Source organism: Humibacter albus DSM 18994, from assembly GCF_000421825.1.
GTDB classification, from domain to species: Bacteria; Actinomycetota; Actinomycetes; order Actinomycetales; family Microbacteriaceae; genus Humibacter; species Humibacter albus.
On record NZ_ATXT01000018.1, the window covers coordinates 100289 to 121863 of the forward strand.

Genomic DNA, 21575 nt, shown 5'->3' on the forward strand with positions numbered 1-21575 from the left:
CGCGCGTCGTCCCCCTCGAGTGGGAAGCTGAGTTCGGGGGACAGCCTAGCCACAACCGGCGCGCCACCCCCACCTCTCCGGGTGACAGACAGGCGGATCCGCCGCTGATCAGGGCCCCCGCCGTCACCGGCGTGTCGGATCGGCGCTCGGCGGCGTCTCACCCGAACAGAAGCGCCGCCTCGTCGTAGCGGTAGTCGGGCACCGTGTTGAGGCCGCCGGTCGCGTCGGCGATCGACACGATCTCGACGTCGATCCCCTTGAGCGAGACCATGGATCCCCATTGGCCGGACTGCGCGGCATCCACCGCGGCCATGCCGAGGCGAGTGGCCAGCACCCGGTCGTAGGCGCTCGGGACGCCACCGCGCTGGATGTGCCCGATCACCGTCGCGCGCGACTCGATGCCCGTGCGCTCCTCGATCATCGGCGCCAGCAGCTCGCCGATGCCGCCCAGCCGGGGCCGGTTGAAGGCGTCCAGCCCCTTGTGCGAGTGTGCGCCCTCCATGGTGTCGAGGTGGAAGCCCTCCGAGACCACGACCACCGGAGCCCGCCCGCGATCGCGCACGTGCTCGACCCACGTGCAGATCTGCTCGATGGACTGCGGCCGCTCCGGAACGAGGATGGCATGGGCACCGCCCGCCATTCCGGAGTGCAGCGCGATCCAGCCGACGTGCCGCCCCATGACCTCCACGATCATGCAGCGCTGATGCGACTCGGCGGTGGTGCGCAGCCGGTCGATGGCCTCGGTCGCGATCTCGACCGCGGTGTCGAATCCGAACGAATAGTCGGTGGCGGCCAGGTCGTTGTCGATCGTCTTCGGCACGCCGATGACCTTGATCCCGCCCTCGTCGACGAGACGACGAGCCGCCGTCAACGTTCCCTCGCCGCCGATCGCGATGATCGCATCGATGCCGTTCTCATCCAACATGCGCTGGATCTTCTCCGGGCCGCCGCCGTCGCCCTCGAACGGGTTCGTGCGGCTCGATCCCAGGATCGTGCCGCCCTGACGCGACAGGCCGCGCACGCTGTGCCGATCGAGCGGAACGATGTCGGCGTTCACGACGCCGCGCCAGCCGTACCGGAATCCCACGAACTCGTCGCCGTAGACGCGGTCGCCCTTCAGCACGGCACCGCGGATGACCGCGTTCAGCCCGGGACAGTCGCCGCCCGAAGTGAGGATTCCGATCTTCATTTTCGCGCCTCTTTCGTGTATACGTCGATACCCCATCGATCATGCCGGAGGGCGTCGGCATCAACCAAAACGGCGGCGCCCCGCCGTTCCTTGCGCGGACCGGCTCAACCTGCCCGCAGCGCGCGTTCCAGCTTCGACGTGCTCGCCGACGGGGTTCCGCCGGCGTCGCGTACCACGACCTCCAGGCCCTCGAACAGTTCTGCACGTCCCCGCCTGCTGTCCGGTGCCGCCGCTGACAGCTCGACCTCCCACTCGCGCCAGCTCTCGCTGTGGCCGGTGATGAGGTTCTCGCCCACGACGTGGTCGTCGCAGTACTCCGCGACCGGATAGCCCGCGGCGTCCAGCAGACGGCTCACCACACGGTGGTTGCGTACGCGCGCCACAGGCATCAGAAGGTCGCGCTGCACGAGATCGCCGAGTTCCTTCAGCAGAGCCGCGGGAACGGATGCGCGCCCTCTCGCTCCGTGTTCGGTCCCGTCGTCCTCCCCCTCGGCGAGCGGCCAGTGCTGCTCGAGCCGCCCCTCCTCCAGGTCTCGCTTGATGTGCCATCCCGCATCCGGACCCCCTTCGCGGCGGCGCAGCGCGATGTTCGCGTTCGCGAGCCGGAAGTCCTCGGTGTCGTAGTAGACGGCATCCAACTCGCGCACCTCCGGGGCCTCGATCACCGCGATCGGGCCGACTCCGACGAACGCCGGACGCCGTGCATCCTCCGCCACGTCGTACTTGCGCTCGATCTCGATCGTGGAAGTTCCGTGGTGCTTGCTCATCACTCCAGTCTTACGCACGCCGCGCGAGAGCGTTCGGCGGCCGCTACCGCCGCGATACCCTCTCGCGTGGTCTCAGAACCCGGCGTAGCCTGACAATCATGACCGAGCAGAGGCAGCCGGGTCAGGGCGACTGGGACCCGGATGACGACGAGTTCGCCGCCGCTCAAGACGGCGACTACGAGCCGGAATTCGACGAGGACGACGTGCTCGCGGACGACGACGAACGGCCCATCGACGAGGATGACGACGAAGGCTTTCCCGACGAGGACCGTGTCGTCGTCTTCGACGACGAACCCGACGACGAGAGCTGAGGGAACACGGACGCATCGTGATCACATCGTGATCACCTGCGCCCGTGTCACCTCACTCCAGCGCGTCGCGAAGAAGCGAGACGAGCGCGTCGAGCTGCACCGAATCGGCCGAGCCGGGCTCGACATCCACGCCGTCGAGTGCGCGCAGCGCCAGCGACTGCTTCGCATCGATCAGCTCTGCGATCTTGGCGTCGATCGTCTGCGACGCGATGATGCGCCAGGCCGTGACCGGCTCCTCCTGGCCGATGCGGTGCACGCGGTCGATCGCCTGGGTCTGTTCCGCGGCGGTCCAGCTGAGTTCGGCGAGCACGACGTTGGATGCCGCCTGCAGGTTGAGCCCGACTCCAGCCGCCGTGAGCGAGCAGACGGCGACGGACACACCGGGGTCGTTGTTGAAGGCGTCGATCTCGCGCTGGCGCGACAGTGCCGTCTGGTCACCGCGGATGGAGATGGTGCGCAGCTCGCGTGAGGAGAAGGCCTCCTCCGCCTGGTCCATGACGTCGATGTGCTTGGCGAAGAACACCACCTTGCCCACCGAGCGCGCCAGCTGGGCCGCGTAGTCGGCGGCCAGGGATGCCTTGGCTTGGCCGATCTTGCGCACCATCGTGAACACGTTCTCGCCGGACTTCTGTCCCTTCGACTCCTCGAGCTCGGCGTGCGCGACGATGCGGATGAGGTGCTCCCGACGCTCGTCGGGGTCGGAGCCGTAGGACTCGCCGACGCCGGCCGCCTCTGCGCGCCGATAGCGCTGCACGAGCCGGCCCGCGAGCTCACGTTCGGCGGCCTTGATCGATCGGCCGAGTTCGTCGTCCAGCTCGATCGGCAGGTCGACGACGCGACGGGACGGCAGATCGGCGGCAACGTCGAGCTTCTTGCGCCGCACGATGCCCATGTCGATGACCGTCTCGCGGGCAGCGGTGTAGAAGCCGGGGTCGGCCGGCGTGAGCCCGGTCTCGTCGAGGCGCTCCATCAGCGGCGCCGTCGGCTTCGTACCGTCGATCCAGCCGAGGAACTGCCAGATCGCGCGGAAGTCGTCGATGTCGTTGATGAGCGGCGTACCGGTCAGCGCGATCATCAGGGGGTCCGCGACCGTGTGCCTGATGGCATCCGCCAGTGACAGCACGTAACGCGAGCGCTGCGAGTGCAAGTTCTTGATGAAGTGCGCCTCGTCGACGACCATGCCGCGGAACCCGAGCTCGGAGAGCCACGAGAGGTGCCGGTCCAGCACCTCGTAGTTGACGATGACGACGTCGGCGAAGGCGTCAAGGCCCTCACCGTCTCCGTGGATGACCGTCGCGCGGCGGTGCGGCGTCCACAGCTCCACCTCGCGCGCCCAGTTCATCTTCACGACGTTGGGCACCACGGCCAGGAGCGGATAGGCGCTGGCGACGGATGCCGCCAGCACCGACTGCGCGGTCTTGCCGAGCCCCGGCTCGTCGGCGAGGAGGTAGGAGCGGTGGCCGAGCCGCACTGACTCGACGAATCGAGCCTGGTGCATCATCAGCTCCATGCCTGACGGCGAGTACCTGTCGATCGCCGGTGCCGGCGGCAGCTCCATGCTCGCCGCCTGCCCTCCTGATCCGTACTCGAACGACTTGAAGAGCGGTCCGAGCAGCTCCCACGAGTCGAGCCGTCGGCGCGGAGCGGGCACCGAGTGCTGCGCGAGCGCGAAGTCGGGCGCGAGGAACGGGTTCGACAGCTGCCGTGCCCGCACCGAGGGCGGAACGACCTGCTTCTGCGCCAGCTCCGGCGAGAGAAGGACATCCTGTTTCGGCTTGGGCGCCTCGGTCGTGATGATCAGGTCGTCGGGCTCGAGCTCGGCGCCCGATTCGAGCAGCCAGTCGCGGCGCATCTTCTGCGCAGCGGTGCTCGGCGACGACGTGGACTCGAGCAGCGCGATCAGCGATGTGTCGCGGGCGGCGGTCTTCGCCAGGATGGTGGCGATGCCGTCGAGCCGTTTGAGCTGCTCGGCACGCGCGGACTCGCTGAGTGCGGCATCCGACTTGGCTCGGGCGCGCTCCTCCCGCATCAGCAGCGCGATGACCTGGAACTTGGTGCGGTTGGTGGGGCCGAGCTTCTTGCCCGTCGAGGCCTTCGCCTCCACTTCGCGCACTCGGCGCGCGAGAACGGGAATGAGACCGTCGTTGTTCGAGTGGCGCGAGCCGGAACGACGGGAAGCCTGGGCGGTGTGATCGCCGGTGTGCGGCATGATCCTCCTGTGCGTGAGAGCTGCGCGTCGTGCGAGCCGCTCCTGGTGGTGGCGCCGGGGTGCCGTTCGGCATCCGCCCGCCGCGTGCCCGGCCACACCCTCAGGCGTGACTGCGGTACGACCGATGCGGGTGTTCGGGTGAAACCCGAAGGTCGCCTGCGATGCAGTCGACGAGACGTGTCCGGCCGATGAAGCGGACCCCGACGAACGCCTATTTTAGGGCACAACAGCGGTGCGCGTCACCTCGACACGTCAGAAGCCGTCGCGCACGTCCGTCATTCCGAGGAAAAGCGGATGCTCAGCCGAGCGAATCCAGCAGGTCGCGCAACACGACAGCCTGGTTGTGCTCCTCATCATGGGCGCTGTACACGAGTGTCACCGTGCCGTCCCGTCCGCGCTGACGCAACGCCGAGACGGCCGGATTGTCTTCGAGCTCCGCGAGGTATCGCGTGCGGAACTCGTCGAACTTCGCCGGATCGTGTCCGAACCACTTGCGGAGTTCGTCGCTCGGCGCGACGTCTTTCTCCCACTCGTCGAGGTGGGCCGACTCCTTGCTCACGCCGCGCGGCCACAGCCGGTCGACGAGCACCCTGTACCCGTCGTCGGACGACGCCGGCTCGTACGCGCGCTTGATGGTGAACGACACGTCACTTCCCTCTCGTGCTGGTGCCTCGCCCCGATGCCCGGCCCCGGGATGCCGAACCGCCGGAAGGCCTTCGCTTGCCGTCGTAACGCCCGGCCGGTCCGCTCTGCTGTTCGGGGACCGGAACCTTGATGGCGACCCCAGCGGCGATGAACACGATGGCACCGGCCAGATGCAGCAGTCGCAGCCACAGGTCGCCGATGGGCAACGGCCACACCGGGTTGAACGCGATAGCGAGCGGAACGAGTCCGATCAGCCACCAGTACGCCTTCGCCTGCACGGCGAACACGCACATGATCAGGGCCAGGATCGCCACGGCGAATCGCACCCAGATGTACCAGTCCCCGCCCACCAGCGCGAGGGCGGCCATCAAGATGATCGCGCCGAGGACACCGGGCAGGAACGCCAGTCGGACCCGGGAATCCGAGCTTTTCGACGCAGAGTTTTTCGACGAGGACATGTCCCGTTCAGTCTACGCACGCAGGCGTGGACGGAGCCTCGCCGACGGAGCGCCAGAACGGCGCGCCGAAGGCCTCCTCGGCTGAAACCGGAGGACGTGGCTCTTCGGCGAACCGAAGCCGCTCAGTGCGTCAGCAACGCCCCTTGCAGAGCAGGAAGCCGAACGACTCGGGCGAGTCGATGACGATCGTCGAGCGAGCGGTCTTCAGCAGCGCCGAGAACGCGAGTTCCGACACCTGAAGGCCCTCGATGCGGCGACCGGATGCATCCGCCGACAGTCCGAGCACCGCGTAGGCGGAGTCATCCAGGTCGTCCTCGCCCTCGATCACGATGGGCGCGTCGGTGTGGAGCGTGGTGACGGTCACCAGTGCGGCCACCACCTGCTCGAGCGACTCGTGCACCGTGCTGGCGGTGGCGAGGGTTTCGTGGTGTGGGCTGACGACGGCGATCCAGTCTCCGTTCACGACGCCGTCGAGCGAGCGAGACAGAGTTTCGGGCAGGGTCAGGTCAAGGTTCTTCAGCATTCGGGTACCTCCTTGCGCCTCGGGTAGGGCGCCATGCGCCTCGGGTAAGCGCATGAGTCACTGAGAATCCTTCAGGCACACTAGGCGGTCCACCGCCCCCGGCGGGAGTCCCCAGTTCGGGTGGATGGCGCGCGGCGTGACCTACCCTGAGAACGTGATCGAGGACATCAAGAAGCGGGCGCTGCACCGGGTACGCATCCTGTCCGGTCAGTTGCGCGGCCTGGAGAAGATGATCGAGAACGAGGACTACTGCATCGACATGATCACGCAGTCGCTCGCGATCCAGAAGTCGCTCGGCTCGCTGAACAAGCTGCTCGTCGAGAACCACCTGCGCACGCATGTCACGGCGCAGTTCGAAGCCGGCGGCGACGATCGCGAGCGCGCCGTCGAGGAGCTGCTGCGCGTGTTCGAGCTCAGCAACAACCGGTAGCGGTCATGAGACGCACGGATGCCGCGGGCCGGGTCTTCGAGACCGTGCTCGGCGACATCACCCACGAACGCGTGGATGCCGTCGTGAACGCTGCCAATTCCGGCCTGCTGGGCGGCGGCGGCGTGGACGGGGCGATCCATCAGGCCGGCGGGCCGGAGATCCTGGCGGCCTGCCGCGACCTGCGGGCGACGGTGCTTCCCGACGGTCTGCCGACCGGAGACGCGGTGGCGACGACCGGTGGACGACTTACGGCCCGATACGTCATCCACGCGGTCGGCCCGGTCTTCTCGCGCCGCGAGGACCGCACACCGCTGCTGGTCAGCGCCTACGAGCGGTCGCTGGCGGTCGCCGGGGAGGTGGGTGCGACATCCATCGCCTTTCCCGCCATCTCGGCCGGCGTCTACGGCTGGCCGATGGAGGACGCGGCACGCGTCGCGATCGACACCGTTCTGCGCTCGGCCGGCACGGTGTCAGGGCTGCAGCTCGCACGGTTCGTGCTGTTCTCTCCGGCGGCGCTCGAGGCCTTCGACGCGGCGATGACGACCCGTCTTTCCTGAACGGATTCCCCGCTCGTGCCCAGCTGGCGTTCAGGAAGCGGGCGTCAGTGGCGATGCCTTTGGTGCTCTCGTGGCAGCAGGATGGGCCTGCTCGTCGGCGGTTCGTCATTCAGGATCTCGAACGCTCCACGCAGCTCGGAAACCCAGATCTCATAGCCTCGCTCGTTCAGATGAACCGAGTCGTCGGAGAATTGCGGATCGATCGATCCGTCCGCGCGTGCGAGCGCGGGCCAGAGATCGAGATATTGGCCGCGCACGGTGGGCGCGAACTGCCAGAGGTGCCGGTTGACCTCCTTGATCGTGTCGGCGTAAGCGACATCCCGCGGCATCAGGGACTGCACGAGCAGCTGGGTCGCGGGCAGCGACCTGTGCAGGGTGACGAGGATCGTCTCGATGTTGCGAACGATGTGCTCGGCACTGCGTCGCCAGGCGAGGTCGTTGGTGCCGATCAGCAGTGCGACGGTCGTCGGAGCGAGCCCGATCACCTCGTCGAGGCGCGCGATCACGGCATCGGTCGTGTCCCCGTCGGCTCCGAGGTTGTGAGGGTTCTTGTCGGGGAACCACTCCTCCCAGCGCCCGAGTGCGGTGATGCTGTCGCCCACGAAGGCCGTCGACACCTCGTCTGACATGCCGCTCCTTTCGTCCCCGATCACATTTTCCCTCGTCATGTGCAGGACGCGCCATGGGTTGTGCAAGAGAGCAGGTGGTGCTGGCACCGCCGCCCTGCGTTCATGGCCTTGCCGTCAGGTCCGTGCGTTCATGAACGGCGCGTCCACTATCGGAGAACGGCCGACCCGTCAGCGCATGCTCTTGGTGTGCCAGACGGTCTTCGTCTCGGTGAAGGCGGTGATACGTTCCAGTGAACGGGTTTCGATGGCCCCGCCCGTCGGCGGCAGCACCCTCTTGAGAGTCTCGGCCGCTGCGATCTGCAGATCCACCCAGTCGAGTTCCTCGGCACCCGTGAGATCGAGTGCGTTCACATCAGAGTGCGACGCCAGCCACGGAGCGATCTCGACCGCCGATCCGGTCAGCACGTTCACGACGCCTCCGGGCACATCACTCGTGGCGAGAACCTCCGTCAGCGAGATCGCCGAGAGCGGATGCGCCTCGTCGGCCACGACCACGACGGCGTTGCCCGAGACCAGGGCCGGCGCCATCACGGCGACAAGCCCGAGCAGCGAGCTTCCGCCCTGCGGGGCGATCGCCGCGACGACGCCGGTCGGCTCGGGCACCGAGATGTTGAAGAACGGCCCGGCCACCGGGTTCGCGTTCCCCGCCACTTGCGCGTATTTATCCGCCCAGCCCGCGTACCACACCCAGGTGTCGATGGCGTCGTCGACCTGCGCGGCGGCATCCTTCGCCGACAGTCCCTCGGATGCCCGCACCTCCTCGACGAACTGCGCGCGCCGCCCTTCGAGCAGTTCCGCGACGCGGTAGAGCACCTGGCCACGGTTGTACGCCGTCGCTCCTGACCAGCCGACGACGGCCTTGCGGGCGGCGACCACGGCATCCCTGGCGTCTTTGCGGGAGGCCTTCGCGGCGTTCGCGAGAAAGGTGCCGTTGGCAGCGAGCACCTCGTACGTGCGACCGGACTCGCTGCGCGGGAACGCACCGCCGATGAAGAGCTTGTAGGTCTTGGGAACGGCGAGGCGGGTCATCGTGCGGATCCCTTCCTGGTGGAGCTCTCGGTGCGCGAGGAGACGGAGCGCGACTTCGCCGCCCTGCCCGCCTTCGCGTCCTCGGGCGTGGGCAGCGCGTCTGACCGGGCGGGCGACGCATCCGAGGCACGCGGGGCGAGCGCCGTGCGGGCGTCGGCGGAGGCCAGGTACGCGGCGAGGCCTTGTCGTCCGCCCTCGCGGCCGTAGCCCGACTCCTTGTAACCGCCGAACGGCGATGCCGGATCGAACCGGTTGAACGTGTTCGCCCAGACCACGCCGGCCCGAAGCCGGTCGGCGACGGCCAGCATGCGGCTGCCCTTGTCGGTCCAGATTCCCGCGGAGAGCCCGTACGGCGTGTTGTTGGCCTTCGCGATCGCCTCATCGGGCGTGCGGAAGGTGAGCACCGACAGCACGGGGCCGAAGATCTCCTCGCGCGCGATGCGGCTCGACGTGGAGACGCCGTCGAAGATGGTCGGGGCGAACCAGAAGCCACGATCGGGGATGGCGCACTCGGCGCTCCAGCGCTCGGCGCCCTCCGCCTCGCCCACGTCGCTGAGCTCGCGGATGCGCGCCAGCTGCTCTGCCGAGTTGATCGCCCCGATGTCGGTGTTCTTGTCGAGCGGATCGCCGAGTCGCAGCGTGCTGAGCCGGGCCTTGAGGCGGTCGACGACCTCATCGTGCACGCTCTCCTGCACGAGAAGACGGCTGCCCGCGCAACAGACGTGACCCTGATTGAAGAAGATGCCGTTCACGACGCCCTCGATCGCCTGGTCGATCGGCGCGTCGTCGAAGACGATGTTCGCGGCCTTGCCGCCGAGCTCGAGGGTGACCTTCTTGCCGGTGCCCGCGATCGAGCGGGCGATCTCGCGCCCGACCGCCGTGGAACCCGTGAAGGCGACCTTGTCGACATCGGGGTGGTTCACGAGACGTCGGCCGGTTTCCCCCGCGCCGGTGACGATGTTGACGACCCCGGCCGGAACGCCTGCCTGCTGCACGATCTCCGCGAAGAGCAGCGCCGTCAGCGGTGTGGTCTCCGCCGGCTTGAGCACCACGGTGTTGCCTGCGGCGAGGGCCGGAGCGATCTTCCAGGCCAGCATGAGCAGCGGGAAGTTCCACGGGATGACCTGGCCGGCGACGCCGAGAGCGCGAGGCGCGGGACCGAGACCGACATGATCGAGCTTGTCGGCCCATCCGGCGTAGTAGAAGAACCACGCGGCGACGAGCGGAACGTCGACGTCGCGACTCTCCTTGATCGGTTTGCCGTTGTCGAGGCTCTCGGCGACCGCGAGCTCGCGCGCGCGCTCCTGCACCAGACGCGCGATGCGGAACAGGTACTTGCCGCGATCGGCGCCGCTCAGCTTCGACCACACGCGGTCGTACGCGCGGCGTGCGGCACGCACGGCGAGGTCGACGTCGTGCTCGTCGGCGGTCGAGATCTCGGCGATCGTCTCCTCGGAGGCGGGCGAGATGGTGCGGAACGGCGCACCGTGTCCGTCGACGAACTCGCCGTCGATGAACAGGCCGTACGACGGCCGCAGGTTCAGGATCGCCCGTGACTCGGGCGCCGGTGCATAGTCGAGAAAGGTCATGGTGTCTCCGTCATCGGCTCGCTCGGGGCGGCGACTGGCGCAGGCCCGTGGTTCGGCAGGTCTGTGGTTCGGCAGGTCATCGGCTCGGGCATCCGCTCAGTCGATCGTGACGTAGTCGGCGCCGGAGTAGTGGCCGCTCGCGAGCTTCTGGCGCTGCAGCAGCACGTCGTTCAGAAGGCTCGAGGCGCCGAACCGGAACAGGTGCGGGTCGAGCCACCGCTCGCCCGCGGTCTCGGCGACGGTGACCAGATAGCGCACGGCATCCTTCGACGAACGGATGCCTCCAGCCGGCTTCACGCCGACGAGCTCGCCGGTGAGACGGTGCCAATCGCGCACCACCTCGAGCATGAGCAGCGTGACCGGGAGCGTCGCCGCGGGCGACACCTTTCCGGTCGAGGTCTTGATGAAGTCGGCGCCGGCGAGGATCGCGAGCCAGGAGGCGCGGCGCACGTTGTCGTAGGTCGAGAGCTCACCGGTCTCGAGGATGACCTTGAGGTGCGCGCTCGTGCCGTCGCCGCGGCGGCAGGCCTCTTTCACCGCGACGATCTCGTCGAAGACCTCGCTGTAGCGGCCGGAGAGGAAGGCACCGCGGTCGATGACCATGTCGATCTCGTCCGCCCCCGCGGCCACCGCATCAGCGGTGTCGGCGAGCTTCACGCGCAGCGAGGCGCGACCGCTCGGGAACGCCGTCGCCACGGCCGCCACGTTGATCGAGCCGCCGGCACCGGCGTGCGCGGCGCCGAGCGCCTCGACGGCGTACGGGACCATGTCGCCGTACACGCACACGGCCGCCACCTGAGGGCAGCCGGCATCGGACGGATCGGGGAGCACGGCCTTGGCGGCAAGGGACCGCACCTTGCCTGGCGTGTCCGCACCCTCCAGCGTCGTCAGATCGATCAGCGAGACGATCGTGTCGAGCGCCCGGCGCTTCGACGAGGTCTTGATCGAACGGGTGGCGAGCGCGGCGGCGCGCTGTTCCAGACCCACGGCATCCACTCCGGGAAGGCCGAGAACGAAGCCGCGCAGGCTCCGCTCGCTCAGTTCGGCGCCCACCACGGTGCGGGCGAGATCGATGCTCACGATGCACACTCCGAGATCGTCTCTTCTGCTGCCGCGTCGTCGAGCAGGGCAGCGGCTGTCAGGTCGTCGGTGATCAGCACCGTGCACAGTCCGTTGGTGACCAGGGCGCGCGCCACAGCGTGCTTTCCCTCGCCGGCGACCACGGCGATCGCGGTGTCGGATGCCTTGATCCTCTCCAGAGGCAGTCCCACCGTCCGCGAGTCCAGCTCGGCGTCGACGGGCGCACCGTCCGCGCCGATGAACCGGCCGACCACGTCGCCGACCGCTCCCTTGCGCACGAGTCCGGCCACCTCGGCGGTGCTGAGATAGCCGCTGTGCACGAGTGCCGAATCATCGCCGGCGACGCCCGCGCTGAACAGGTACGCCTCTGCGTGCGCTGCGCGGTCGAGCACGCCGGCGATGGCACGATCCCGTTCGATGCTGCGCTTGGTGGCGGTGTGCTCCAGGATGGCCGGGATGGGCAGCACGTGCGCGGAGCCGGCGGCCTTCTGCGCGATCACGAGTGCCGTCGCGGAGGCGGTGTCGCCGGTTTTCGTCAGGCTGAGTCCGCCGTTGATCTGTACGACACCCACGCCGTGCGCCCACCCTCGAGGCAGGCACGCGGCGACGTCGTGCATGGTGCGGCCCCAGCTGACTCCCAGCGTCTGCGGCGCGGGACGCAGTCCGGTGAGGTAATCCGCGGCGGCCTGCGCCACGCGGCGCTGCAACTCGTCGGGAGAGGAGACACCCGCGGACGACGCGACCACGATGTCGTTCAGCCCGTACCGCTTCTTCACCGCCTGCTCGGCGAGCACCCTGCGGGCGCGCGGATGCACGATCTCGATGCGCACGATGCCGGCCGTGCGCGCCTGAGCCAGGAGCCGCCCGACCTTCCACCGTGTGATGTGCAGCACGGCACCGATCTCGTCCTGCGTACGGCCCTCGTCGTAATAGAGCTCCGCCGCACGCACGGCGAGCAGTTCGTCTGAGGAGTTCATATGCTCACCAGGATAGAAAAGGCCCCCACTTATGAGCAACGAGAGTGCAGTCATCCGCTCATCTGAGCATTCCGAGGTCGACTCAGGACCGTCGGCCAACAGGCTGGCTCAGCGCATCGCGCAGCGTCGCGGCGCGGTGAGCCCTAGTGAAGGGTGCGCCCCATGATCGTGCGCGTGAGCGCGGCGACCGGCTCCGCGGCTCCACGCGGGTTGGCGAGCAGGCTGAACTCCACGCGGCCGAGCTCGGGCAGCCCGAGTCGGTTCGTGACCTTCACCAGGTCGTTCGGGATGATCGTGCGCGGGAACGGCGCGATGCCCAGTCCCGCGCGCACCGCCGCGAGCACGCCGTTGACCTCCCGGGTGTTGCACGTGATGCGCCAGACCCGGCCGGCCGATTCCAGCGCGTCGATCGCCATCTGCTTGCTGATGCTCGGGTCCTGATAGGCGATCAGCGGCACCGGGTCGTTCGGGCCGAGCTCCGTCTTCTCCAGTCCCATCCAGACGAGGTCGTCGGTGCTCACCCGGTCTCCCTCGGTGGACCCGGCCATCTGCTTGATGAAGATGAGGTCGAGCTGGCCGGCTTTCAGCCTGCGGTGCAACGGAGCGGACTGACTCACCGTGAGCTCGAGGTTGATCTGCGGATACGCCTGCCGGAAGTCGCGCAGGATGCTCGGCAACTGCGTGATCGCCAAGTCGTCGGCTGCCCCGAAGCGGAGCCTGCCGCGCATCGCGGTGCCGCTGAAGTAGCTGTCCGCGGCGGCATGCGCGGCCAGGATGGTGCGCGCGAAACCCGCCATGGCATCCCCGTTGTCCGTCAGCCGGACCTGCCGCGTATCACGGTCGACGAGCACGCGCCCGGCCGCCTTCTCCAAGCGCGCCACGTGCTGGCTCACAGTCGGCTGACTGAGGCCGAGCCGCTCCCCCGCTCGAGTGAAGCTGCCGGTCTCGACGACGGCGAGGAACGTGGCGAGCAGATCGGGGTCGAACATGCGACGAGCTTACATTCGCGAATCCAATGGTAGTTATAGGTCCAATTCGGTCGAAGAATAATTGGGTCGCGGTTAGCGTTGAAAAACACGTACGACCAGCGACTTATCGAAAAGCATCGTGACCGCCTCTTCTGCCACCTCTTCAGCCGATACCCTCCTCACCGCGCCCGTTCCCGTCGTCGACCGCCGTCCGCCATGGCGTGAGACGTTCGCCTCGTTGCGTGTTCCCAACTACCGTCTGTATGCCGGCGCGCAGGTGATCGCGACGACGGCGCTGGGCATGCAGCGCGTCGCGCAGGACTGGCTCGTGCTCGAGCTCTCCGGAAGCGTCGCCGCGGTCGGCGTGACCGTCGCGATGCAGTTCGCCCCGATGCTCATCTTCGGCCTGCTCGGCGGCGTGATCGCCGACCGGTACTCCAAGCGCATGCTGCTCATGCTCACGCAGTCGACGGCCGCGGCGCTCGCCGCCGTGCTCGCCGTGCTCATCCTCACCGGCAGCGTGCAGGTCTGGCACATCTGGGCGCTCGCGTTCATCGGAGGCTTCGTCACGGTCGTCGACAACCCCGCCCGCCAGGTGTTCGTCAACGAGATCGTCGGTCCGAAGCTGCTGCGCAACGCGATCAGCCTCAACTCGTCCACGTTCCAGCTCGGTGCCCTCATCGGTCCGGCTGTCGGCGGCCTGGCGATCTCCGCGGTCGGCAGCGGCTGGGCGTTCGCGATCAACTCGGCCGCGTGCCTCATCGTCGTCAGCGCTCTCGGCATGATGAACACGAAGTCACTGCTGCACACGCCGATGACGCCGCGCGGCAAGGGGCAGCTGGCGGAAGGACTCCGCTACGCCGCGCACAAGCCCGCCATTCTGTTCACGATCATCGTGCTCGGCGCCGTCGCGATGTTCGCGTACACGATGCCGGTGCTGCTGGCCGCATACGCGAACGACGTGTACAAGGTCGGCTCCGCGGGCTATGGCTTCTTCAACGCGCTCGTGGCCATCGGCGCCCTCACCGGCGCTGTGCTCTCCACCCGACGGCTCGGCGTGAGTGTGCGCCTCGTGATCGCAGGAGCTGCGGTGCTCGGCGTGGTGCAGGCATCCGCCGCTCTCTCCCCCGACATCGTCGTGTTCGGCCTGCTGATCGCGTGCAGCGGCGCGGCGAGCCTGCTTTTCTTGACCAGCGCGAACTCGCTCGTCCAGATGTCGACGAACCTGGGCATCCGCGGCCGCGTCATGGCGCTGTACATCCTGGTGCAGCTGGGCGGACAGGCGATCGGCGGCCCGGTCATGGGGTGGATCGTCGAGCGATTCGGGCCCGGCTGGGGATTCGCCGTCTCGGGGCTCGTGCCGCTGGCCACCTCGCTGGTGCTGGCCGTGCTGATGATGCGACGGGCCGACCTGCGCATCACGGTGCGGCGCCAAGGCAGGATGCCACGGCTCGCGATCGTGACCGGAGAGCGGCAGCGCGACCCGTCGTCCGGAACGGTCGTGCACGAAGGCGCTCCCGGCGACCTCTAACCTGGTTCCATGACCCTGCCCTTCGCGCTCGCCGTCGACTTCGGCGGCACCAAAGTCGAGTCCGCCCTGGTCACCGGAGACGGTGAGTTGCTGCCCGACTCACGACACCGTGCGCCGACCGGTCGGAACGCCACCAGCGACGAGCTGCAGGCTGCGGTGCGCCGCGTCGTGGAGGACGCGCTCGATGCCGCGCCCGCCGCGGGACTGATCGGCGTCGGGATCGGATGCGCGGGGCCGATCGATCGGGCACGCGGGTTCGTGTCGCCGTTGAACGTGCCGGCCTGGCGCGATTTCGACCTGCGCGGCTTCGTCACGTCGGTGCTCGCCGAGCGAGGTCTCGAGTTGCCGATCACGCTCGAGATGGACGGCGTCGCCATCACGATGGCCGAGCACTGGGTCGGTGCAGCGCAGGGCGTGAACGACGTGATGGGCATGGTGATCTCGACCGGGATCGGTGGCGGCCTGATCGTGGGCGGCCGCGTCATCACGGGCCCCACCGGCAACGCCGGCCACATCGGCCACGTCGAGGTCGCCGGGTACGAGGGCGAGGACACGTTCGGCAAGGCGACCTCCTTGGAGGCCATCGCCAGCGGCCCGCACACCGTCGCCTGGGCTCGCAGACAGGGTTTCGAAGGCACGAAGGGCGAAGATCTCGCCGCCGCCTACGCCGCCGGCGATCCCGTGGCGCACGCGGCGATCGAACGCACCGGCCGAGCAGTGGGACAGGCGATAGCGAGCGCGACCGCCCTGCTCGACCTCGAGCTCGTCGCCATCGGCGGCGGCTTCTCCCAGGCGACACCCGACCTGTTCGACGTGATCAGCGCGACCATCGCCGAGCACTACTTCGGGTTCGTGCGCAAGGTGCGCGTCGTGCCATCCGGCCTGTCCGGCGAGGGGCCGCTGATCGGGGCGGGTGCACTGGTGCATCGCGGATCTCTGCTGCCGCCGCTCGGACTCTAGGCGACGTAGCCGCATCGACCAGACCCGCAACCGATCCGTCACGCCGCGCCACCGGGTGGCGCTTTATCGCACGTTTACGGCGCGCGCGTGCGCGACGTGGTCCTCGAGCATGCCGGGCCGCGCGATCACGACGCCGGCGAACGCAGCCGCCACGGCGGTGAGCAGAAGGAACAGGAGCGGCCACAGCCATCCGTTCGTCAGCTCGTGCAGCAGACCGACGACGAGTGGGCCGAGCGCCCCGAGCACATAGCCGAGACCCTGAGTGAAGCCGCTCAGCGCGACGGCGCCCTCGTGCGTGCGCGTGCGCAGGTTGATCAGCACCAGACACAGCGGGAACAGCAGCGGGCCGAGACCCGCCAGCAGGACCCAGAGCCAGGATGCCTGCGCCGGCCAGAGCAGCAATCCCAGGTATCCGACGATGAAGAACGCCACGCCCACGTACACGAGCATGCCGACGTGACGCATGCGCGACGCGAGCACGGGAACGAGGAGGCCGGCGGGTATTCCCATCGCGGAATACAACGACAGCAACGCGCCCGACTGCACGGGATCGCTGCCCGCGTCGTGCAGCAGCTCGGGCAGCCACGCGAACATCGCATACGCGTTCAGCGACGACACGGCGAACGTCACAGCCATGGCCCACGCCAGCGGGGCATGCCACACGCGACCGAGTGCGGGCGCCCCCGGCTCCTCGACGACGACATCGGTGCGGCGGGATTGCGGCGAGCGCACCAGGATTCCCAGCCAGGGCAATAGCGCGATCACGCCGAGGACCGCCCACATTCCCACCGAGACGCGCCATCCGGTCGAGTCCGCGACGGGCACCGCGACAAGGGGCGGCACCAGCGTGCTGACGGCGAGCACCGTCGCGTAGAGCGAGGTGAGCAGACCGACCCGGTCGCGGAAGTACCGCTTCACGAGCGGTGGAAGCAGCACGTTGCCGACCGCCATGCCGGCGAACGTGACCACGCTGCCGGCCACGAGTATCCAGAACGAACCGGAGAGCCCACGGACCACGTCGCCGACGACGATCGCGACGAGCGAGACGATCATGATGACCTCGAGGCTCGCGCGGCGGGTGAACAGCGGAGCGACGAGACCGAAGACGGCGAAGCAGATCGGAGGCAACGCGCCGAGCAGGCCGATGCCGGTGGCGCCGAACGCGACATCGTGGCGGATCTCGGTGAAGATCGGCGACAACGCCGTGACCGCGGTGCGGAGATTGGCAGCGACGAGCAGGATGCCGATCAGCGCAAGAGCGCGTCCGGCCCAGAGAGGCCGCGGCGTGAGAGGAGTCGAGGGCACACGAAATCCTTTCACGTGTGCCGCGAGCCGGTGAGCCGGTGCTGACCGGCACTGACCTGCGGATCGGCCGGCGCCATGGTGTCGCGCCCGTGCCAAGATGGAGCGCGGGACGCGGGCCGCGTCCGAAGCCCGTGATCGAGGGGGTGCCGTGCGGCGCGACTACGGTGTGCAGATCTCGGACACGCTCGTGCAACTCGCTTCCGTGCTCGACGGACTCGATCCGGACCAGTGGGCCGCCCAGAGCCTGTGCGATCGCTGGAGCGTGCGAGACGTTGTCGGCCACCTCGTCTGGCGCGTGGGCGGTTCGTACGGCGACATGCTGCGCACCGCATGGCCGTTGCTCACGTTGTCACGGGCGAACCCCGGTGCGATCACGGACGCCGTGAGCCGGCAGGAGGCGGAGGCATCCAGCCCCCAGGAGTTGGTGCGTCGGCTTCGTCGCATCGCGGCGTTCCGGCTGGCCGGCCTCGGTCGCACGGGCACGGGAGACCTCATCGAGACCGTGGTGCACACCTATGACATCGTCCAGCCGCTCGGGGCACGCATCGAGGTGGATGCCGACGCCACGCGACGGGTCGCGCTCGGTGGTCTCATGCTCGCGTCCGCCGAGAGACGCGCCGTCGTCGCGCAGCACACGCTCTTCGCGTCCGATGCCGGCTGGGCCATCGGACGCGGATCGATCATCGACGCGACCGCTCAGGGCATCGTGCTCTTCCTGCATGGGCGGCACCCGCTGCGCGCCGTCGACGAGACTGGCGCGAACGCGGACTGACGCGGGTCGGGCTCAGGGCCCGTCTAGTCGGCGAGCAATCGGGATGCCCGTTCGACGTCCTCCTCCATCTGCGCGATGAGCGGCTCGATGCCCGAGAAGGCGACCATTCCGCGGATGCGCTCGGCGAACTCCACGTCGACCACGTGGTCGTAGAGGTCGATGTCCTCGCCGATCACGTACGCCTCGACCTGGCGCTGCGGCACGCCCTGGAACGTCGGATTGTTCCCGACGGAGATGGCCGCCGGATGTCGCACGCCCGCGTCGATCAGCCAGCCCGCATACACGCCGTCGGCCGGGATCAGTCCTTCGCACTGCGGCGACAGGTTGGCAGTGGGGAAACCGAGTTCGCGCCCGCGCTGAGCACCGTGCACGACGGTGCCGCGAACCACGGGTGCATGGCCGAGCAGCACGCCGGCTTCGGCGACGTCACCCTGCGCGAGCAGCGACCGGATCTCGGTCGACGACACCCGGTCGTGTCCCTCGACGTGCACGTCGTCGATGAGCTGCACGTCGAAACCGTCTCGTCGCCCCAGCTCGCCCAGCAGCGCGACATCGCCTGCGCCCTTCGCCCCGTAACGGAAGTCGCTGCCGACGAGCAGCGTCTTCGCGTGCAGCCGGGACACCAGGAACCGCTCGACGAACTCGGCCGCCGGCACCTGAGACAGGGCCTTGTCGAAGGTGAGCACGAGCACGGCGTCGATGCCCGTCTCTTCCAAGAGCTCCAGCTTCTGCTCGAGGCTCACCAGGTCTTCGGGGCACCGCTCGGGAGCGACGATCCTCATCGGGTTCCGGTCGAACGTGACGACCGCCGAAGCCAGCCGATCCCGGCGAGCGACGGCCAGGAGCCGGCCGATCACCGCACGATGCCCGAGATGCACGCCGTCGAACTTGCCGACGGTGACCGCGCTCGGACCGAAGTCGTCGGGGATCGACTCGATAGACCGGAAGACCCGCATTCCCGCGCTCATGCCTCGGCGGCGGTGCTCGAACTCGACGCGACGGGGCGATGCTTCGCGAGCCACAGCATCCCGAGCACGGGCAGCACCAGCGGGATGAACAGGTAGCCGGCGCCGTACGCAGACCACACCGTCGAGTCATCGCCGAAGGGGTCGATGGCCGCCATGCCGATCGCGGCGGGCGCGAACGTGCTGAGGGTGCCGATGATCAGCACACCGGCCAGTTCGATCGAGATCGTCGTCCATGCGACGCGGTACCACGTGCGGCCGGGCGCGATCAGCGCGATCGTGGCCACGATGTAGATCACTGCGGAGAACGCGGACAGCGTGAACGCGACGGGCGCCACCTGGAAGTGATCCATGATCTGGTACACGCTGCGCCCGGTGGCGGCGAGCGCGAGGATGCCGTACACGACGACGAGCACTCGGCCGATGCCCGTCATTCGGCGGCCGCTCTTCAGCGGCGTGCTCGTCTCTGATGCGGCGGAGCCGGTCGTGGCGGAGCCGGTCGTGGCGGAGCCGGTCGTGGCAGAGCCGGCCGCTACGGGACCGGACCCGCCGGTGCTACGGGATGCCGCGGGTGCGGTGGGTTTCTCGGACATGTCGCTCCCCATTATCGCCGGTCAGCACGCACGCCGGTGAACACGGTCTCGGGCGTTGATCAGGGGGTGCCCTGCACGAACCAGATCTGACCCATGCGGTAGAGCATCACCGCGATGGCCAGGCCGACGACGCCGAGCACCACCGTGCTCCAGCGAGTGCGTTCGATCAGGGCCCAGAACGCTCCCGCGATCGGCAGGAGCAGTGCGGAGACGAGGTAGATGTAGAACTCGCCGAGCGATCCGGTGGGTCCGTTGCCGACCAGCGGCGCGACGATCGTGACCACCAGCTGCGCGAGAAGCAGCAGCTCGATGAGCACGATGGCGCCAAGCGTGAGGTCGTTCGGCGGCCGGCCAACGAAGCCGACCACAAGACAGAGCAGCCCGGCCAGCAACGCCACGACCACCTGCACGGCGGTGAACCATTCGACCACTACGACTCCTGTTCGGTGTTCGGCCCAGCGGATGGCTCGGCGGATGGGCCACTCGCCTCCGTCGGCACCGGGAAGTTGACGATCGTGCGCGCTCCGCCGTTCCGCACCGCCGCGAGACCCACGAGCCGCCCGTCGGGCGCCACCGCCGCAGCGGTTTCGGCGTCGGGGGCATCGACCTCGATCTTCTTGCCGTGCCCGAGATCCTGCGCCTGCGCCTGCGTCAGCGCCAGCACGGGGAAGATCGCCGAGGCTGCGGTGGCGGGCCGCACGAGCGCAGAGGCGACGTCGAGATCGTCGAGGGCATGGGCATCCGTCAGCGTGAACGGACCGACGCGAGTGCGACGCAGCGCGGTGAGGTGGCCCCCGGTGAGCAGTGCGACGCCCACATCACGCGCGAGTGCGCGCACGTAGGTGCCCGAGGAGCAGGCCACGCGCACGTCGACGTCGACGGCCGCTTCGCCGTCCGGCCCGGTCGCCCCGCGTGTGCCCAGCACCTCGAACTCCGACACCGTCACGCGACGCGACTTAAGCTCGACCTGCTCCCCCGCGCGTGCCCTCGCATAGGCGCGCTTGCCGTCCACCTTGATGGCGGAGACGCTCGAGGGCACTTGGTCGATCTCGCCCGTGAGGTGAGCGATGGCATCCGCCTGCCTGGCCGGGGTGATCGCTCGCACACGCTCGGCCGGCGCCCAGCCCAGGCTCTCGCCCTCGGCGTCGTCAGTGGTGGTGGAGGCACCCAGCCGGATCGTCGCGAGGTATTCCTTGTCGGCACCGACGAGGTAGGTGAGCAGCCGGGTCGACGGCCCGAGACCGAGCACCAGGATGCCCGTGGCCATCGGGTCGAGCGTGCCGGCGTGCCCCACCTTGCGCGTGTTCGCCACGCGTCGCACGCGCGCGACGACATCGTGGCTGGTCCAGTCTGCGGGCTTGTCGACGACCAGGATGCCGTTCGGCGCGTTCACGCCGTCTTCCGCGCGTCGGCTGCAGACGTCGTGTCGTTCTTCGTGACAGTGTTCACCACGATGTCCAGCTTGGTGCGGAAGGTGTGCTCGAGCAATTCGGGGACGCACGGATCGTCGGCGTCGAGCTGGTCGACGAGACGCATCGCGATCAGGGTGTTGAAGAGCATGCCGTGGGCGAGGAACTCCACGACCTCGTCGGGGTCCATGTCGGCCTTGTCGCGCAGCAGCTGGTAGATCTCCAGGAATCCGCTGCGCGCCCGCTCGCCGATGACCGGCTCGTGGCCGGTGATGAAGGCCTGCATGAGCGAGAGAAGGATGCCTCGATCGCCGATCAGGTCCGCGTACGCCGCGCCGAGCCTGGTCTTCATCTCGTCATGGGTCTCCTGCTTCGACGCAGCCTCGTCGAGGGCCGCGTGGAACGCGACGAGGAGCTTGCCGAGCGCCCGGTCGAGCACCTCGACGAACAGGTTCTCCTTCGTGCCGAACATACGAACGACGTACGGCTGGCTGATGCCAGCGGCCTTCGCCACCAGGTCCGTCGTCGCCCCGTAGTAGCCGCGCTCGCCGAAGACACGGCTCGCCGCGGCGAGGATCTGCTCGCGGCGCACCGACGCGGCCACCCGCTCCTGCGGCTTGGGCGCTGCGGAGTCGGATGCCACGGCGCCGCCTCCGGAAGAACTTTCGTTCGCCATGCT

Annotated in this window: 24 protein-coding genes; 6 read left to right on the forward strand and 18 right to left on the reverse strand. The window is 68.6% G+C overall.

Translation table 11 applies throughout. From position 1 onward, the window contains the following. Positions 1 to 157 precede the first annotated feature (157 nt). Together H623_RS0115015 and H623_RS0115020 are read right to left on the reverse strand one after the other, a co-directional pair. Complete coding sequence (locus tag H623_RS0115015) at positions 158 to 1189, reverse strand: 6-phosphofructokinase (RefSeq protein ID WP_022901745.1); 1032 nt, start codon at positions 1187 to 1189, stop codon at positions 158 to 160. A 104-nt stretch (positions 1190 to 1293) separates the two neighbouring features. After that, positions 1294 to 1956 (reverse strand): CYTH domain-containing protein, encoded by a 663-nt coding sequence (locus tag H623_RS0115020; protein WP_022901746.1) that lies wholly within the window; start codon positions 1954 to 1956, stop codon positions 1294 to 1296. A 98-nt stretch (positions 1957 to 2054) separates the two neighbouring features. Between H623_RS0115020 and H623_RS20315 the strand changes: the two genes are divergently transcribed. Beyond that, positions 2055 to 2267: a hypothetical protein gene (locus tag H623_RS20315; RefSeq protein WP_022901747.1), complete on the forward strand. Its 213-nt coding sequence runs from the start codon at positions 2055 to 2057 to the stop codon at positions 2265 to 2267. 52 nt (positions 2268 to 2319) lie between these two features. Here H623_RS20315 and H623_RS0115030 read toward each other — a convergent pair whose 3' ends face one another. The 4 genes from H623_RS0115030 to H623_RS0115045 form a co-directional block, all read right to left on the reverse strand. Beyond that, on the reverse strand, positions 2320 to 4476 hold the full coding sequence (locus H623_RS0115030; protein WP_022901748.1) for a DEAD/DEAH box helicase: 2157 nt from the start codon (positions 4474 to 4476) through the stop codon (positions 2320 to 2322). 298 nt (positions 4477 to 4774) lie between these two features. Continuing rightward, positions 4775 to 5122, reverse strand: a complete 348-nt coding sequence (locus H623_RS0115035) for a DUF488 domain-containing protein (RefSeq protein WP_022901749.1) — start codon at positions 5120 to 5122, stop codon at positions 4775 to 4777. Between the two features lies 1 nt (position 5123). After that, a complete protein-coding gene (locus H623_RS20320) occupies positions 5124 to 5579 on the reverse strand; it encodes a DUF6804 family protein (protein ID WP_022901750.1) in 456 nt (151 codons plus the stop codon). Between the two features lie 130 nt (positions 5580 to 5709). Further along, positions 5710 to 6102, reverse strand: coding sequence for a hypothetical protein (locus H623_RS0115045; RefSeq protein ID WP_022901751.1), 393 nt, complete (start codon positions 6100 to 6102; stop codon positions 5710 to 5712). Positions 6103 to 6238: 136 nt separating this feature from the next. Between H623_RS0115045 and H623_RS0115050 the strand changes: the two genes are divergently transcribed. Next, on the forward strand, positions 6239 to 6532 hold the full coding sequence (locus H623_RS0115050; protein WP_022901752.1) for a metal-sensitive transcriptional regulator: 294 nt from the start codon (positions 6239 to 6241) through the stop codon (positions 6530 to 6532). 5 nt (positions 6533 to 6537) lie between these two features. Next, positions 6538 to 7089 (forward strand): O-acetyl-ADP-ribose deacetylase, encoded by a 552-nt coding sequence (locus H623_RS0115055; protein WP_022901753.1) that lies wholly within the window; start codon positions 6538 to 6540, stop codon positions 7087 to 7089. Positions 7090 to 7133: 44 nt separating this feature from the next. Here the strand turns inward: H623_RS0115055 and H623_RS0115060 are convergent, their stop codons facing one another. The 6 genes from H623_RS0115060 to H623_RS0115085 form a co-directional block, all read right to left on the reverse strand. Beyond that, positions 7134 to 7718: a GDSL-type esterase/lipase family protein gene (locus tag H623_RS0115060; RefSeq protein ID WP_026940413.1), complete on the reverse strand. Its 585-nt coding sequence runs from the start codon at positions 7716 to 7718 to the stop codon at positions 7134 to 7136. Between the two features lie 168 nt (positions 7719 to 7886). Continuing rightward, positions 7887 to 8747: an aldehyde dehydrogenase family protein gene (locus H623_RS0115065; protein WP_022901754.1), complete on the reverse strand. Its 861-nt coding sequence runs from the start codon at positions 8745 to 8747 to the stop codon at positions 7887 to 7889. After that, positions 8744 to 10336 carry an aldehyde dehydrogenase family protein gene (locus tag H623_RS20325; protein WP_022901755.1) on the reverse strand — a complete coding sequence of 531 codons (1593 nt, stop codon included), beginning with the start codon at positions 10334 to 10336 and terminating at the stop codon, positions 8744 to 8746. The genes H623_RS0115065 and H623_RS20325 overlap by 4 nt, the downstream gene beginning before the upstream one ends. A 96-nt stretch (positions 10337 to 10432) precedes the next feature. Next, on the reverse strand, positions 10433 to 11410 hold the full coding sequence (gene deoC / locus H623_RS0115075) for a deoxyribose-phosphate aldolase (protein WP_425402100.1): 978 nt from the start codon (positions 11408 to 11410) through the stop codon (positions 10433 to 10435). A gap of 2 nt (positions 11411 to 11412) precedes the next feature. Next, complete coding sequence (locus H623_RS0115080; protein WP_022901757.1) at positions 11413 to 12393, reverse strand: sugar-binding transcriptional regulator; 981 nt, start codon at positions 12391 to 12393, stop codon at positions 11413 to 11415. Positions 12394 to 12536: 143 nt separating this feature from the next. After that, positions 12537 to 13382: a LysR family transcriptional regulator gene (locus H623_RS0115085; RefSeq protein WP_022901758.1), complete on the reverse strand. Its 846-nt coding sequence runs from the start codon at positions 13380 to 13382 to the stop codon at positions 12537 to 12539. 118 nt (positions 13383 to 13500) lie between these two features. On the opposite strand from H623_RS0115085, the gene H623_RS20330 reads away from it, so the two are divergent. Together H623_RS20330 and H623_RS0115095 are read left to right on the forward strand one after the other, a co-directional pair. After that, the gene (locus H623_RS20330; RefSeq protein ID WP_022901759.1) at positions 13501 to 14892 is read left to right on the forward strand and encodes an MFS transporter; all 1392 of its coding nucleotides are present in this window, start codon (positions 13501 to 13503) and stop codon (positions 14890 to 14892) included. 9 nt (positions 14893 to 14901) lie between these two features. After that, on the forward strand, positions 14902 to 15852 hold the full coding sequence (locus tag H623_RS0115095; protein WP_022901760.1) for an ROK family protein: 951 nt from the start codon (positions 14902 to 14904) through the stop codon (positions 15850 to 15852). Positions 15853 to 15915: 63 nt separating this feature from the next. On the opposite strand, the gene H623_RS0115100 is transcribed toward H623_RS0115095, so the two are convergent. Next, the gene (locus H623_RS0115100) at positions 15916 to 17157 is read right to left on the reverse strand and encodes an MFS transporter (protein ID WP_022901761.1); all 1242 of its coding nucleotides are present in this window, start codon (positions 17155 to 17157) and stop codon (positions 15916 to 15918) included. 148 nt (positions 17158 to 17305) lie between these two features. On the opposite strand from H623_RS0115100, the gene H623_RS20335 reads away from it, so the two are divergent. Then, positions 17306 to 17929: a maleylpyruvate isomerase family mycothiol-dependent enzyme gene (locus H623_RS20335; protein ID WP_022901762.1), complete on the forward strand. Its 624-nt coding sequence runs from the start codon at positions 17306 to 17308 to the stop codon at positions 17927 to 17929. 23 nt (positions 17930 to 17952) lie between these two features. On the opposite strand, the gene H623_RS0115110 is transcribed toward H623_RS20335, so the two are convergent. The 5 genes from H623_RS0115110 to H623_RS0115130 all read right to left on the reverse strand — a co-directional run bounded on the left by H623_RS0115110 (position 17953) and on the right by H623_RS0115130 (position 21572). Further along, a complete protein-coding gene (locus tag H623_RS0115110; RefSeq protein ID WP_022901763.1) occupies positions 17953 to 18885 on the reverse strand; it encodes a bifunctional riboflavin kinase/FAD synthetase in 933 nt (310 codons plus the stop codon). 8 nt (positions 18886 to 18893) lie between these two features. After that, a complete protein-coding gene (locus tag H623_RS0115115; RefSeq protein ID WP_026940414.1) occupies positions 18894 to 19328 on the reverse strand; it encodes a hypothetical protein in 435 nt (144 codons plus the stop codon). Between the two features lie 218 nt (positions 19329 to 19546). Next, complete coding sequence (locus tag H623_RS0115120; protein ID WP_022901765.1) at positions 19547 to 19918, reverse strand: hypothetical protein; 372 nt, start codon at positions 19916 to 19918, stop codon at positions 19547 to 19549. Beyond that, positions 19918 to 20880: a tRNA pseudouridine(55) synthase TruB gene (truB, locus tag H623_RS20340; protein ID WP_022901766.1), complete on the reverse strand. Its 963-nt coding sequence runs from the start codon at positions 20878 to 20880 to the stop codon at positions 19918 to 19920. Before truB ends, H623_RS0115120 begins: the two co-directional genes overlap by 1 nt. Further along, positions 20877 to 21572 carry a TetR/AcrR family transcriptional regulator gene (locus tag H623_RS0115130; RefSeq protein ID WP_084486080.1) on the reverse strand — a complete coding sequence of 232 codons (696 nt, stop codon included), beginning with the start codon at positions 21570 to 21572 and terminating at the stop codon, positions 20877 to 20879. The genes truB and H623_RS0115130 overlap by 4 nt, the downstream gene beginning before the upstream one ends. Between the last annotated feature and the right edge of the window lie 3 nt (positions 21573 to 21575).